The sequence below is a fragment of the Bdellovibrio sp. HM001 genome (assembly GCF_055397275.1).
Map to the genome: position 1 here is coordinate 1,286,231 of NZ_AP029174.1, position 13,883 is coordinate 1,300,113.

Sequence of the window (13,883 nt, forward strand, 5' to 3'; positions counted from 1 at the left end):
CCGACGTTTGCTTCGCTTTTTTATTGGGTCGACTGACAAACTGCCGCACATATATTGGAAAATCCGAGGATCCTTTCTCAGAATAGAATGCAAGGAGGAGCATCGTGTTCAAAGACCCGAGCAGAAACTTCTTTTGGATTTTCTTGGCGTTCCTGGCCTTTGTCTGGCTTCAGAACATGTGGAGGGACCCTCTGAGGGTTCAGAACATAGCCTATAGCGAGTTTGAAGAGCTGCTTCAGCAGCAAAAGGTCGCCAATCTTGTCATTTCGGAAACGACTGTTCGTGGCGAGTTTAAAGAACCTCGTGAAGGTTTTAAAGGATTTGTCACCAATCGCGTTGCGCCGGAGATGGTTGAAAACCTCAAAGGCACAGGAGTTCAATACCGCCAGGTGGTTGAGAACACCTTCTTTCGCGATCTTTTGTCGTGGACAATTCCTGCATTGATCTTCATCGGTCTCTTCATCTTTCTGACGCGAAGAATGGCGGAAAAAGGGGGGCTGGGAGGCTTGATGTCGGTGGGAAAAAGCCGGGCACGGCTTTACGCTGAAACAGATGTGAAGATATCCTTCGATGATGTGGCCGGGGTTGATGAGGCTAAGGATGAACTTTATGAAGTTGTGCAGTTCTTAAAGAGTCCCTCTGAATATGGTCGTTTGGGGGCACGAATGCCCAAAGGCATCTTACTTGTGGGCCCACCAGGAACTGGCAAGACCCTGCTGGCTCGTGCCGTCGCAGGGGAAGCCCAGGTGCCATTCCTGTCCATCACGGGTTCTGAGTTTGTAGAGATGTTTGTCGGAGTGGGAGCCGCCCGGGTGCGTGATCTCTTTGAACAGGCCCGCAAGAATGCCCCTTCCATCATTTTTATAGATGAACTGGATGCCTTGGGAAAGGTCCGGGCTGTTGGCGGAAGCATTGGGGGACACGATGAAAAAGAGCAAACGCTTAATCAACTCTTGTCAGAAATGGATGGATTCGATGCCCGCTCAGGTGTGGTGATTCTGGCTGCGACCAATCGCCCCGAAGTTTTGGATCCCGCCCTGCTCAGGGCGGGGCGCTTTGACCGTCAGATTCTGGTGGACCGGCCGGACAAACAGGGGCGTGAGCAGATTCTCAGTGTGCATCTGAAAAAGATTAAGGCGGAACCACAACTTAATATTGAACATTTGGCGGCGCTGACTTCGGGATTTACCGGAGCTGATATTGCCAATCTTGTGAACGAAGCCGCGGTGGTGGCCACGCGAAGAAATGCCGAAACGGTCAACGAAGAGGATTTTGTTGCAGGTATCGAACGCATCATCGGTGGACTTGAGAAAAAAAGCCGTGTTCTGAGTGAACACGAAAAGAGAATTGTGGCACACCATGAAATGGGTCATGCCGTGATGGCAAGTTTGTTTCCAGGTGTTGATAAAGTGCAGAAGGTCTCCATCATCCCTCGAGGATTGGGAGCCCTGGGGTACACCATGCAAAGACCCATCGAAGATCGCTATCTCATGACCGAAGCCGAACTCTTGCATAAAATCTGTGTCTTATTGGGAGGACGCATTGCCGAAGAGGTGATCTTTGGCGAGATCTCCACCGGGGCTGCGGATGATCTGGTCAAGGTGACTAATATTGCCGAAGCGGTGGTGACCCGCTACGGAATGAGCCGCCATCTGGGCAACATCGTCTTTGAGCAGCCGGCCAACACTTTTTTGGAGACCCCAGGCATGAACTATCGCAATCGTCTTTACAGCGAAAAAAGTGCCACCGAAATCGATGCTGATATTCGGAGAATTGTCTTTTCTTGCACGGAGCTGACACGAAAGGTTCTGCGTGCCAACAAATCCCTTCTTGAAAAAGGAGCGGCTTTATTGCTAGAAAAGGAAACGCTGGAGCAGGATGAGATCAAAGTTCTGATGCAGGAACTTGTCCCGATCTCTGAACAAGAGGGGCCGGAGTTGAGGTTGTGAAGGAAGACAGATACAAAATCGTTAACGGTGTGCAAATCATTGAGGTCCGTGTTAAGGATCTGCAGCAGCTTTTTGACTATCGCGATCCGGCGCCGTTTCGACAGCGGGATCTGGACGAGGAGTTCGCAAAGTATCTGGAATCCTATCTTGACGAAATATCCCCAAACCGACCTCTTCAGATTCACATCCACATCGAGTCGGCTACAGATGTTGTTTCACATGATGACATCAAAGAATCTATTCACGATTACTTCCACTATCAGATTCAGCTCAAGCGGGGGCAGCTTTCCAAAACATATCGAACGGCGCAGATATTTTTGGGAATCGGATTGGTTCTTGTCGCGGCCTGCCTGACAATCGCTCATGCCATTTCCACGATGAAGCCAGGGCCTGTCAGTGGTGCGGTTCGTGAGGGATTTGTGATATTCGGGTGGGTGTCTCTGTGGAGGCCCATCGACCTCATTCTTTTTGACTGGTATCCTATTTACGACCGCATACGTATCTATCGACGGCTGGCCAGTGCTGAGATGGAGGTGACGATGGGAAAAAAATATTCCTAGTTTTCTGATTCCGGTTTATTTCTGTTCTATTTCGGGTTGAGGCAAAGTGAAGTGGAAGGTGGAGCCTTTGCCAGGCTGGGACTCTGCCCAAATCTGCCCACCGTGCAGTTCAATCACCTTACGACAAGTGGCAAGACCGATCCCCGCTCCGGGAGTATCTGAGGCATCCTGCAGCTTCTTATACAGAGTGAAGATGTTTTCTTTATCCTTAGGGTTGAAGCCGATCCCCCTGTCTTGAAGACTGAACAAGTAAGTGTGATCTTGCCGTTTAAATTCTATTTGAATATGGGGAGGCGAGGCTCCGTGGAATTTGATGCTGTTGGCGATGAGATTTTGAAAGAGCTGAGTCAGCAGGTGCGCATCGCCGTTTACTGTTGGCAGCACGGGCATAAGAATTTTGGCGTGAGTTTTTTTGATGGATTCATGCAGATTCTGCAGGACATGATTCAGGATCTCGTTAAGATCAACGGGCTGGAAAGGTTTCTCGGGTTTGGTAAGCCGGGCATAGTCCAGCAGTCTGTCGATAAGCCGGCGCATGCGCTCGGAAGCTTTCTGCATGACGTTGATGTACTTTAATGGTTCTTCCCCGAGAACGTCTTTTGTTTCGTCCGTAAGCAGATCCAAGTAACCGGATATGGTGGCCAGAGGAGACTTCAGATCATGCGCGGCAATGGCTGCAAAATGTTCCAGATCCAGATTGCTGGCTTCTGCTTTTTCCAGGGCCCGCTTAAGGCGTGTTTGATGAACATCCGCAAATTCTGTGGCGGCCAATGAGATGGCTGCATCCACGGCCTCGTTGATAATCGCATCCACTTCGTAACTGAGTAAACCCGTTTTATGGAGGTCTTCCATGATCACAGCTCTGAGAATGCTAAATTCCTGAAAAAGTTGTGGAAGAAAGTAACCTGTAAGGTGAGCCCTCTGTTCCCCATGCAGTCGCGACATTCCCTGTTCCCCCAAGCGGAAGTTGGAGTTCAGAGTGGATTTTTCAAGAGAATCACAAAGCTCGTCTAAAAAGACTTCCATCGAGTTGAGCAGAGCCGGGGATGTCTGGCCTTCAGCGGCGGGAATTTTATTGCGTACTTTCATTTCCCACGCTGCCTTTATCTTGCTCTTGTCTCTTTTTATCTGTTGGGCGGCAGCTTTATAGATGTTGGATGTGTGGTGCTCTTCACTGTGTTCTTTTGGAAAGAGACTCTTCTCCATTGGCAACCCCCAGGCGCTTGTATGGTGGTGTGGATCGCCTTTATTATCAGACGGGGGGAGTGTTTTTTTAAACAAAGTTGTTTGGAACCGATAAAATAAATGGACTAGGGTGGCAAATGGCATTGTTTGGCTTGCTTCTCGCTTTGCTTGAAGCTCGCTTGTTGGCTCTTGGTTTTGCGACGATTGGGGCTCGTCGCATCACGCTCCTCGGGGCTTTGCCCTGCGCTTTCGCGCACCCTCGCGCTCGCGTCCTGCGAGGGCGAGGACAAAAATAGCAGGATGCTATTTTTGCGCGTAAGCCCCGAAGGGGATGAGGGCAGGAGCCCGAAACAACCCCTGTGCCGGCGGCTTTGTAATAGACAAGCTTCGCAGATATTGTTTGCGCCGGCGCTCTAAATTCGAATCCTGTTGGAAAGTCAGATGTTGAAAATAAAAAAGCCCGATCTTGCGATCGGGCTTTGTTATTTTCAAAAAATTGGCGTTCCCAAGGGGATTTGAACCCCTGTATCCTCCGTGAAAGGGAGGTGTCCTAGGCCCCTAGACGATGGGAACGTTTAGAGATTTCAACGAACTAAAAAATGGTGGCTCGCGATGGATTCGAACCATCGACCCCTTCATTAAAAGTGAAGTGCTCTACCAGCTGAGCTAGCGAACCACTGTCCGTTGAGGAAGTGCTAATTTGTAGTAAGAGGGGTTTAAAGTCAATACACTTTCTTGCAGTTTTTTAAAAATTTTTGCGATTTTTTGATAAAAAAAAGGCCTTTGCTCAAGCTCTAAGCAAAGGCCCCGTAAAAACTGCTAAATATGCTTAATTGTTGAACAAAGGCTTGACCCACAGTGTCTGTTCTCGGCCCGGTCCGACAGAAATGACGTCAATCGGAGTGCCCAATTGAGAGCCCAAGTAGTCAATGTAGTTCGTTGTCGGGCGTGGAAGATCCGAGAGTGTTTTTACTTTCGACAAATCTTGTGTCCAACCCGGGATCCATTCGATCACGGGCTCCACTTTTTCCAGCTCGTAAGGGGAGGTTGGAAGGTCTGTGATCACTTCGCCATTTAATTTGTACGCTGTGCAGACACCAATACGATCATGGCCTGTCAGGACATCCAACTTCATCATCGCAAGATTCGTAATGCCATTCACACGAATCGCATATTTCAACGCCACCAGATCCAACCAGCCGCAACGACGCGCACGTCCTGTGGTGGAGCCGAACTCGTGCCCATCCATTTGCAGTTTCTTGCCAATGTCATCATTCAGCTCTGTCGGGAACGGACCGCTGCCCACGCGAGTGGTGTAGGCCTTAAAGACACCAATCACTTTTTGTACGCTGGCAGGTCCAATGCCTGCACTAGCGCACGCATTTGACGCCAGAGTGGAAGAGCTTGTCACAAATGGATAAGTTCCGTGTAGAATATCCAGCATCGTGCCTTGTGCACCTTCAAACAAAACGCGTTTGCCGGCTTTCAGGTTTTTGCTGATGAACAAAGAAGTGTCCTTGGTACGGTACGGAGCCAGTTCTTCGGCCACAGCCAAAAGATCCTTCATCAGCTCTTCAGACTTGAAGGTGGAGCCCTTGTAGTAGTTCTCCAGCATGAAGTTCTTTTCCGTCAGGGCCAGTTCCAGTTTCTTTTTCAAAGTTTCTTTGTCGAAAAGATCGCCGAACAAAATCGCACGACGAGAAGCGCGGTCTTCGTAGGCAGGGCCGATGCCTTTGCCTGTAGTGCCGATCTTGCCGTCACTCAAGGCCGCTTCGCGAGCGGCATCCAGCGCCTTATGATAAGGCAAAATCAATGTCGCCGTATCAGAGATTAAAAGTTGTTTTGGATTTTGCAGAAAGCCTGTGTCTTTCAGTTTTCTGATTTCATCGCGGATTGAGAAGACGTCAATCACCACGCCGGAAGCGATCACGCATGTTGTTTCCGGGCGCAGGATTCCGCTGGGAACCAGATGCAGAACAGTCTTTTGACCGTTGACCACCAGTGTGTGACCAGCGTTGGCGCCACCTTGATAGCGCACAACCATGTCCGCCTTTTCTGCGAACACATCGATCAGTTTACCTTTACCTTCATCGCCCCACTGAGCTCCGACAACTACAACGCCTGACATATAACGTACCCCTTAAAACAGACCCTAAAAATGTCTCTCAAACAGGGGGATTCAGGCAAGTTTATTCGCCTTTAAACGGAGCCGCTCCATACCATGGTGCTCTTGGCGGGAGGGTGTCAGAGGTCGAGCCGTCCACAAAAAACGCCATAAGCTTATTAGCTGCGATCTGGGACGCTTTAAAGAACGCGTCTTCAGTATTGGCTCCAATGTGCGGAGTCAAAACCACATTCGGGTATTTCAACAAATTTGAGTTTCTATGCAGGGGTTCTTTTTCAAACACATCCAGACCCACAGAGCGCAGCCAGCCTTTTTCCAAGGCCTCGCACAGGTCGTTTTCATTGATCACAGAACCGCGCGAGGTGTTGATCAGAACAATACCGCGGTGGATGTATTCAAACTGCGAGCGGTTGAGCATATGCTCTGTTTCCAGAGTTTTTGGCACATGGAAGCTCAGAACATCGGCAGTCTTTAGAACCTCTTCATAGCTTAAGCGCGGAATATGCAGGCGTTCAAAGACTTCGTCTTCTTGGTACGGATCGTAAGCCACCACATTCATGCCGAAGGCCTGTGCCAGCTCCGCCACGCGGGAGCCAATGCGGCCCAATCCGACGATGCCATAAGTGCGTCCGGTCAGTTCCATACCTGTGATCAGATCGCGGTTCCAGTCGCCGGCTTTGACCATCTTACTGGCCTGAGCAATGTTGTTCACACAACTGAGAACCAGCCCCCACGTCAACTGGGCCGCGGATTCAATATTTGCGGTTGGGGTGTGCATCACAGTGACGCCCCACTTTTGGGTCGCATCCAAATCAATGTGATCAAAGCCACTGGTGCAAGTGACGATCAATTGCAACTGCCGTGCTTTTTGCAGCAGTTCTTCATTGATTTTCGTGCGACTGCGGATGATCAGGGCATGAGCGCTGACTAAATGCTCCAGTGGGAGGTGCTGAGGGTTGTCGCTGCGGACCACTTCAAAGTGACTGTGCTGCTGCAAGTACAAGTAACTGTCGTGTGCAAATCGGTCCGTGATCAGAATCTTTTTCTTCATGGATTTTGCTCCAGCCAGTTCTTAGCTTCTGTCGCGATGTTGGAGATATGCTCCAGTGACATAAAGTCGGGATCAAAGTGGCGCAATGTATGCCCCAGACATTCAATCAGGCGCACCATCTCGAAGTCCTGGATATAACCCATGTGACCTACGCGAATGATCTTTCCTTTGGCCTGATCCTGGCCACCCATGACGGTGATGTTGTGGATTTCTTCCAGGTGCAGGCGGATTTTCTGTCCGTCCATTTGCGGTGGCACTGTCAAAGCCGTAACAGAATCGCTCGGGGAATGGGCGTACAAAGTGAAACCCAGCTTCTGCGCGAAGTGACGGGTGAATTCAGCTCTGCGATGAATGTCGTGGAAAAGTTTTTCCAACCCTTGTTTAGTAATCAAGGACAGCACCACGTCCAGCGCGCGGATGATCGCCACGTTGGAGGAAAAGAAGGTTTCTCCGTTGGAGTTGGCTTTTTTCTCTTTACGGATATCGAAGTAATATCTTGAACATTTGGCGTCGGAGATAAACTTCCAGGCTTTTTTCGAGAAGGACACAAACGCCATTCCCGTGGGCAGCATAAACGCTTTTTGTGAGCCCGCGACAAGGCCGTCGATACCCCAGGCATCCATCGGAAGGGGGTACGCCCCCAAGGCAGTGATCGCATCGACCAAAAGCAATGTGTCGGGGTAGTTTTTTGTCAGTGCCGCAAGGGCCTCAATCGGATGGGCAACACCGGTGCTGGTTTCGCAGGCCTGGCAAAGAACAGCGCGAGTGTCGGGATTTTGTTTTAATAGATCTTCGATGTCCGAAACTTTGACGGCCTCGCCCCACGCGACGTTGTGAATGATGACGTTGGCACCGAAGTATTGAGCCATATCGGCCCAGCGCTCGCCGAATTTGCCTGAAACGACGGCGATGACCTTGTCACCCGGCGAAAGTGTGTTTACCAATAAAGCCTCCATCCCGCCAGAGCCAGTGGAGGTCAGAAGAAAGACATCTTGATCCGTCTGAAAAACAACCTTGATGTCTGCTAAAACTTTTTTCAGGATCTTATCGAATTCCGGCGTGCGGTGGTGGATCATGGGAAGTGCCAGAGCTTTGCGCACCTCAGGATGAATATTCACAGGCCCCGGAGCTAACAAACTGTAATCGTCATGAGAAGTTGTCATTTTTCTTCCTTGATTCCTTGCTAATTTTATACTCAACTGGGCCCGTGGACGCAATATTTAAAGCTTTTCGCATCACTCTGATCTTGTCGCTGTTTCTCTCAGGATGTGCCTATCGTTTGGGCTCTGGCACACGCAGTATTCCGGGGGGGTACAAGCAGATTTCGGTGCCGATTTTTAAGAACAAAACGCAAGAGACGGGGATCGAAGTGGCCTTCACCAATTCCCTGATTCAAGAGTTTCAGCGTTCCCGCATTGCCCGAATTGTGGACAATTCTCTTTCCGAAGTGGCGGTGATTGGCCAAATCGACACTGTTCAGTATCTGCCGGGGGCCAAACGTGTGGCCGGGGACTCTTCGGCGCCTTATCTTCCTAATGGAACTGTTATTGCCTCAGAATACCGCATTTTGTTGATGGTGACCGTTAAAGTTGTGCGTCAGGCAGATGGCACAGAATTGTGGAGTGGGTCCTTTAGCGGAGAAAGAACATACGCAGCTCCGCAAGTAACGCTGGCCGGTGTTAACTCTGTGAATCCTCTTTACAATCTTTCTGCGCGGAGGCAAAACATTGACCTCATGGCATTCGACATCATGGCTGAAGCCCATGATCGTATCACCGAGAATTTTTAAATCGGTATAGCTTAAAAAGGGACAACAGTGGCACTCATCGATGCGCAGAAATTCTATCGTGATCTTGAAAAAGGTCAGACTGCGCCCTTGTATTTTCTTTTCGGTGAAGAACCCTATCTGTTGAATCAATCCGTTGAACGCTTCAAGTACGCCGTTCTTACCGAAGGCGCTGTGGATTTCAATTACAGCCTTTTCTATGCCAGTGATGCCGACGTGGTGGCGGTGCGGGATGCTGTTGAAACTCTGCCGATGATGGCTGCGCGTCGTCTGGTGATCTTAAAAGAAGCGCAAGAACTGACCGACAAAGAGTGGGCCGAGCTGGAGCCACTCTTTGAATCCCCGGTGGATAGCACCGTCTTTGTGATTCTGGCTTCGCGCGTGGATAAGCGTAAAAAACAGATCCGCCTGCTTTTGGATAAAGCCGACTGTGTAGAGTTCAAAAAACCTTACGAAAATCAGATTCCATCCTGGATCAACTACATCGCTCAATCTTTGGGTCTGACCATCAGTAACGATGCCATTTTGCTTTTGCATAAGTTGGTAGGCCATCACCTGACAGAGATTGAAGGGGAGCTGAAGAAGCTCGGCGAATACGTCGGTGAACGCCGTATCGAGATGGCAGACGTGGCCCAGGCCGTGTCCCGGTCCAAGGAAGAAAACGTTTTTGATTTCACCAAAGCCATTGGTGAAAACGACCGTGTGAAGGCGTTGGAGCTTTTGGTTCATTTGCTGGATCAGGGGCAGAACGAGATCGGGATCGTGTCTTTGGTGGCCCGTCACGTGCGTATTTTGCTGACTCTGAAAAGAGGCATGGAAGAAGGCCTGCACGGGGCGAAGCTGGCTCACTATGCCCAGGTGCCCCCTTATTTCCTGGAAAGCTATCTGGATCAGGCCCGACTTTGGACTGCCAAGAAACTAGAGCAAACCCTGGTGGTTTTGGCTGATACGGACAAGGCGTTGAAGTCCTCACCATTGTCCAGTCACATTTGGCTGGAAAACCTGGTGCTGAAGACCTGTGGCAATCAATACGCAGCGATTTAAGAAGTCTCCCCAAAAGACCGATAAGTGCCTTGATGAACAAGGCTGTCACGAACTCTCCATTTGAAGATAAAGGTTATTTCCGCCGCCAGTATCCGCGCCGTGCGATGAAACGCAAGGTGGGTATTCTGTGCGATGGGACGTACTTTGTCTGTGATTCCGGGGAAATCGGTGAAGGGGGCATGTCCATCTTGTCCGATTATGTGCTGACCGAAGGCCATGAACTGGTTGTCAGCTTCCAGGTGCCGGGTGGGGACTTTGTTTTTCTTCGCGGGACCGTTCGATCAACGCAAAAAAAAGAGGGTGACCCAAGAGTCACCCACGGATTGAGCTTTAATCAAATTGCGTTTTCCACAAAAAGACAAATTCGCGCCTTTGTATCCGCGCGAACTCAAAACGAATCTTTTAACTAAGATTACCAAAAAAAAGACCGAACTCTTCGTTGCTCGTCGTCGGCATACGGTCAGTATGCGTCTTCCTTGCGCCTCGATTTCGGTCGTTTTTATGCGTAATTGAAACTACTTAGTTGCAGAAGCGCGAGTAGAAAGACGGCTGATCTTGCGGGATGCAGTTTCTTTCTTGATAACGCCAGTTTTAGCAGCTTTCATTACTTGAGAAGAGAAGTTCTTCAACAACTCAGGAAGAGCTTTCAGATCTTTAGCTTCGATAGCTTTAACAAGTTTTTTCTCAGCTGTTTTTACAGTGCTTTTACGAGCGTTGTTAACAGCAGTTTTACGGATAGACTGACGAGCTCTTTTTGCTGCAGACTTATGATTTGCCAAGGGATAACCTCCACAGTAACTTTTATAGACGAACCAAAGGGATTAACATAGGGTGTCTCACGAAGCAAGTGGATTAAAAGAAGATCGAAAAAAGGTCCTCAAAAGGGCTTTTTCTATGGCATCCGGTACCTTAACGAGCCGCATCTTGGGGCTTTTTCGGGATATCGCGCTGGGGGCTCTCTTTGATCGGGCCGTCACCGATGCGTGGACCGCGGCCTTCCGTGTGCCCAATCTGTTCCGCCGTCTTTTGGGGGAAGGCTCCCTGTCTGTGAGTTTTATTCCCGTTTTTATGCAGGCTCAAGCGGAAGACTCCACCGGTGTTCGGGGGCGCAATCTGGTCAATTCGATCTATTCCCTGCTTTTGATTGTTCTGGGGGTTGTGACCCTGCTGGGGATTGTCTATATCGAGCCGCTGTTCCGGCTGCTTTTGGCAGATGACTATGTCCTGTCCGCCGAAAAGTGGGAGCTCACCCTGCGTATGGGGCGGATCATGTTTGGGTTCGTCTTCTTTGTCTGCACCTATGCTTTCTATATGGGGATTTTGAACGCCCTTGGCAGTTTCGGACTGCCGGCCCTGGCTCCAGCGCTATTAAACGTCTCTATGCTGGTGTTCACCTTTATGCCGCCGCAGTGGTTTGCCGTCCACGGGGACGGCTTGGCGTGGGGTGTACTGATCGGGGGGCTGTTGCAGGCGCTGCTCTTGGCGGTGGCTTTAAAACAGCGAAACTATCTGCCGCGATTGCAGACGACGCTCTGGACGCCGGAAGTAAAAGCCGTGGTGCGGGGAATGCTGCCGGGTCTGATCGGCATGGGGCTTTTGCAGTTTTCAACTTTGGTGAACCTGTACTTTGCAAGCTCGCTGCCGCAGGGTTCGATTTCCTATATTTACTGGGCCGACCGTTTGCTGGAACTTCCCCTTTCGTTGATTTCAGTCAGTATCGGGGCCGCGCTGTTGCCGACCTTGAGTGATTTTGCCAACCGGGGACTGAAAGAAAAATTTCAGCAAACCGCGGAAGAGAGTTTCCTGATGAATCTGTTCCTGGCGTGGCCAGCGGCGCTGGGACTTTATATTTTGGCCGAGCCGATCATTGAGGCTCTTTTTCTGCGTGGCAAATTCACGGTGCAGGACGTGAAAATGACCGCCTTGATCTTGCGTGTTTATGCCGTCAGTTTGTTGCTGGTGTCCTGCAGCCGCGTCTTGGTGCCGCTTTATTATGCGGTAAAAAACACGAAAGTTCCCATGGTGCTGGCCTTGGTTTCTTTGGCGGCGCACGTGTCTTTGGCGCCGCTGCTGATGCGACTGTGGGGACTTGAGGGGCTGATGATTTCGGGTGTGGTGGCCGCGTTTATAAATGCCGTATTGCTGATGGTCCTTCTGAAAAAATACTCTCCGGGAATCCGGCTTTCCGTGCTGCTTCGTCCGGCAATGAAGTTTGTGCTGGCAGGGGCGGGGATGGTGATTTCTTTGCAGGCTTACGAGTTGCTGAGGGTCCAAACAGGAAGAGGGCTGCAGATGCTGGCCCTCTTTATCACAATCCTGTTGGCGGTTGTCGCCTATTTCGGTCTGGCTTACGTTTTGGGATGCGAACAGATTTCTAGAATCCGTCGGTCGTCCCCACCTTAGCTCTTTCATCGTCATCAAACGGGATAACTTCATGGGATTCCTTTTTCTTCGCAGGGGCTGCGGCTTTCATTGGAATCACATTGCTTTTCTTGGCAGCAGGGGCCGGAGCCTTTTGCTTCTTCTCTGATGTCGATTTTTCTTTCGGAGCGGACGTGGCTTTGGCCACATCACTGGTGCCCATGATCACTTCATTGAGCTCCACGGTCAGATTTAAGGACGTTGTCGCCAGGTTGTTGATCTCACCACTGGTGGCAGCGATCTCTTCAGCGGAAGCGGCATTGCTTTGTGCGGCCTGATCCAACTGGTTCATGGCTTTGCCGATTTGCTGGATTCCGGTGGTCTGCTCAGAACTTGCTGCGGCGATTTCGTTGTTCAGATCCGCCACTTTCTTGATCGAGTTCACAATGTTGGTTAAAACGGCACCGGATTTGTCGGCGGTCGCGCTGCCTTCTTCAATTTGTGATACCGAGTCTTTGATCAAAGAAGAGATGTCCTTGGCGGACGCCGCACTTCTTTGTGCCAAAGTTCTGACAGCTTCTGCAACCACGGCAAAACCTTTACCCTGTTCTCCGGCACGAGCAGCTTCAACGGCCGCGTTCAGTGCCAGCAAGTTGGTCTGGAAGGCGATATCATCGATCACATGAATGATCTCTTCGATTTTTTTGGAGGACTGGGAGATCGACGTCATGGAGGCGATCAGATTTTGAATCTCTTTTTCACCTTGTTCGGCCGAGTCCCGAGAGCTGGCGGACAAAGCCGCGGCCTGTTTTGCGTTGTCGGAATTCATTTGCACCATGGAAGTCATTTCTTCCAGCGCGGCTACAGTTTCTTCCAAAGAAGCGGCAGCTTCCGTCGAGGACTGGGACAAAGAGTTTCCGGCTTCATTTAGTTGCTCAACGGCAGAAGCCACTTGGCCACCGGCAGTCGTCAGGCGTTCAGCGACGGAACCCACGGCGCTTGAAATGCGCGCGGCAATCCACAGAAGGACAGCAAACACGATGACACCCGTGGCTGCAGAAACCAGATAGATCAGATTTTTGACATAGGCTTCCGTTGAATTTGCTTCAGCGACGCCATCTTTGGCCATCTTTGCATAGATATCGGTGACGGCACTATTCCAGACACGTACGGTCTTTCCGATCTCAGAGTAACGGCCATCCAGCAGGACTTCGGCTTCTTTGACTTTGGCAGGGTCTGCGGAGCGGATCAAGGCGATGATCTTTTCCATCGAGGCGTAATATTCCGGGAATAGCGGTTTGGCTTCTTGGTAGGCCTTGTCCTCTTCCGGTGTTCTTGGGATCGGGTCGTAGGTTTCCTGGGCCTTACGGAATTCCTCAAGACCTTCGGTGGCGGCCTTTAGATAGGACGTCAGTTTTTCAGGTTCATCGATGTGTTCCATCGCGGCCCAGGCACCGTATTGAAACTTATTGCGGGCCTGGCGCATTTCGCCAACCATATCAAAGGTGGGAATAACTTGTTCGTTGGCGACATCCAAAAGATTGACGACACTTGTGATTCCGTTGATGGCGATAGAGCCCAAAATTGCAAAGCCGATCATGGGCATGAAAGCAGCCATCAGGAGTTTTCCTTTAATACCTTTGAACCAGCCTGATAATTTAAAATCTGACATGTGTATGAGCCTCCGTATAATTCTTTATGGTTTTTTAACAGATAATTATTCGGAATTTGCGATAGTGCTTCGTAGTCCAGAACTTCTAATACGAGAAATGAGGAAAAAACAAAAAAACCCCTCTTAAAGTCGAGGGGTTGTTAATAAATC

Annotated in this window: 12 protein-coding genes and 2 tRNA genes; 6 read left to right on the top strand and 8 right to left on the bottom strand. The window is 50.2% G+C overall.

Annotated features, from left to right (window positions below; translation table 11 throughout):
- The first annotated feature begins 104 nt into the window (after positions 1-104).
- On the top strand, positions 105-1,949 hold the full coding sequence (gene ftsH / locus ACZ5ZZ_RS06230; RefSeq protein WP_464141785.1) for an ATP-dependent zinc metalloprotease FtsH: 1,845 nt from the start codon (positions 105-107) through the stop codon (positions 1,947-1,949).
- Complete coding sequence (locus ACZ5ZZ_RS06235) at positions 1,946-2,509, top strand: hypothetical protein (RefSeq protein ID WP_464117511.1); 564 nt, start codon at positions 1,946-1,948, stop codon at positions 2,507-2,509. Before ftsH ends, ACZ5ZZ_RS06235 begins: the two co-directional genes overlap by 4 nt.
- Positions 2,510-2,524: 15 nt before the next feature.
- On the opposite strand, the gene ACZ5ZZ_RS06240 is transcribed toward ACZ5ZZ_RS06235, so the two are convergent.
- From ACZ5ZZ_RS06240 to ACZ5ZZ_RS06265, 6 genes are all read right to left on the bottom strand, one after another.
- Complete coding sequence (locus ACZ5ZZ_RS06240) at positions 2,525-3,715, bottom strand: sensor histidine kinase (protein WP_464141787.1); 1,191 nt, start codon at positions 3,713-3,715, stop codon at positions 2,525-2,527.
- Positions 3,716-4,191: 476 nt separating this feature from the next.
- Positions 4,192-4,267: transfer RNA gene (locus ACZ5ZZ_RS06245), tRNA-Glu, on the bottom strand.
- A gap of 27 nt (positions 4,268-4,294) precedes the next feature.
- Positions 4,295-4,370, bottom strand: a tRNA-Lys gene (locus ACZ5ZZ_RS06250).
- Positions 4,371-4,523: 153 nt separating this feature from the next.
- A complete protein-coding gene (locus ACZ5ZZ_RS06255; protein WP_464141789.1) occupies positions 4,524-5,822 on the bottom strand; it encodes an adenylosuccinate synthase in 1,299 nt (432 codons plus the stop codon).
- A gap of 61 nt (positions 5,823-5,883) precedes the next feature.
- Complete coding sequence (locus tag ACZ5ZZ_RS06260) at positions 5,884-6,870, bottom strand: D-2-hydroxyacid dehydrogenase (protein ID WP_464134429.1); 987 nt, start codon at positions 6,868-6,870, stop codon at positions 5,884-5,886.
- The gene (locus ACZ5ZZ_RS06265; RefSeq protein ID WP_464141791.1) at positions 6,867-8,033 is read right to left on the bottom strand and encodes a pyridoxal-phosphate-dependent aminotransferase family protein; all 1,167 of its coding nucleotides are present in this window, start codon (positions 8,031-8,033) and stop codon (positions 6,867-6,869) included. The genes ACZ5ZZ_RS06260 and ACZ5ZZ_RS06265 overlap by 4 nt, the downstream gene beginning before the upstream one ends.
- Positions 8,034-8,077: 44 nt before the next feature.
- Between ACZ5ZZ_RS06265 and ACZ5ZZ_RS06270 the strand changes: the two genes are divergently transcribed.
- Genes ACZ5ZZ_RS06270 through ACZ5ZZ_RS06280 form a run of 3 tightly spaced genes read left to right on the top strand, consistent with a single transcriptional unit; the run spans position 8,078 to position 10,110 of the window.
- Positions 8,078-8,659 carry an LptE family protein gene (locus ACZ5ZZ_RS06270; protein ID WP_464141792.1) on the top strand — a complete coding sequence of 194 codons (582 nt, stop codon included), beginning with the start codon at positions 8,078-8,080 and terminating at the stop codon, positions 8,657-8,659.
- A gap of 27 nt (positions 8,660-8,686) precedes the next feature.
- Positions 8,687-9,700 carry a DNA polymerase III subunit delta gene (gene holA, locus ACZ5ZZ_RS06275; RefSeq protein WP_464117372.1) on the top strand — a complete coding sequence of 338 codons (1,014 nt, stop codon included), beginning with the start codon at positions 8,687-8,689 and terminating at the stop codon, positions 9,698-9,700.
- Between the two features lie 32 nt (positions 9,701-9,732).
- Positions 9,733-10,110, top strand: a complete 378-nt coding sequence (locus ACZ5ZZ_RS06280; RefSeq protein WP_464117370.1) for a PilZ domain-containing protein — start codon at positions 9,733-9,735, stop codon at positions 10,108-10,110.
- A 105-nt stretch (positions 10,111-10,215) separates the two neighbouring features.
- Here ACZ5ZZ_RS06280 and rpsT read toward each other — a convergent pair whose 3' ends face one another.
- Positions 10,216-10,479, bottom strand: coding sequence for a 30S ribosomal protein S20 (gene rpsT / locus ACZ5ZZ_RS06285; protein ID WP_011163955.1), 264 nt, complete (start codon positions 10,477-10,479; stop codon positions 10,216-10,218).
- Positions 10,480-10,594: 115 nt separating this feature from the next.
- Here rpsT and murJ point away from each other — a divergent pair, with 115 nt between their 5' ends.
- Positions 10,595-12,103: a murein biosynthesis integral membrane protein MurJ gene (gene murJ, locus ACZ5ZZ_RS06290; RefSeq protein WP_464141794.1), complete on the top strand. Its 1,509-nt coding sequence runs from the start codon at positions 10,595-10,597 to the stop codon at positions 12,101-12,103.
- Here the strand turns inward: murJ and ACZ5ZZ_RS06295 are convergent.
- Positions 12,075-13,733 (bottom strand): methyl-accepting chemotaxis protein, encoded by a 1,659-nt coding sequence (locus ACZ5ZZ_RS06295; RefSeq protein WP_464141796.1) that lies wholly within the window; start codon positions 13,731-13,733, stop codon positions 12,075-12,077. The two genes, murJ and ACZ5ZZ_RS06295, sit on opposite strands and share 29 nt — an antisense overlap.
- Between the last annotated feature and the right edge of the window lie 150 nt (positions 13,734-13,883).